Annotated in this window: 1 protein-coding gene; it reads left to right on the forward strand. The window is 73.5% G+C overall.

Annotated elements, in window-relative coordinates:
- Window positions 1–38 precede the first annotated feature (38 nt).
- The coding region (locus MCM47_RS34565; RefSeq protein WP_238950859.1) for a DeoR/GlpR family DNA-binding transcription regulator at window positions 39–528 on the forward strand (490 nt) is incomplete at its 3' end.

Below are 528 nucleotides of genomic sequence, written 5' to 3' on the forward strand. Positions count from 1 at the left end.
CAGGCCTGAAAGGCCGGGCCCGGGGCTAGACTCGCGGCATGCTCAAAGCTGATCGATCCGCGCGGATACTCGCGCACGTCACCGAAGCGGGGAGCGCCGACGTGCACGCGCTCGCCGGGCTCCTGGGCGTCTCCACCGCGACCGTCCGCCGGGACCTCCAGGAGCTCCACGAGCAGGGGCTGTTGCACCGCACGCGCGGCGGCGCGGTGACCGGCCCGGTCAACCTCGAACTGCCGCTGCGCCACCGCAGCGAGAAGCAGCGCGAGGAGAAGCGCAGGATCGCCCAGGCCGCCGCCGAACTCGTGCCGGACGGTGCGGTGGTGGGCCTCAGCGGCGGAACCACCACCAGCGAGCTGGCCCGGGTGCTGGCCGAACGCGGCGGCATCACCGTGGTGACCAACGCGGTGAACGTCGCCGCGGACCTGATCGTCCGGCCCGAGGTGCGGCTGGTGGTGATCGGCGGCATCGCCCGCACCGCGAGCTACGAGCTGGTCGGCCCGGCCGCCGACCTGATGCTCTCCCGGTACC

It is taken from the genome of Kitasatospora sp. A2-31 (assembly GCF_022288725.1).
Lineage (GTDB): Bacteria > Actinomycetota > Actinomycetes > Streptomycetales > Streptomycetaceae > Kitasatospora.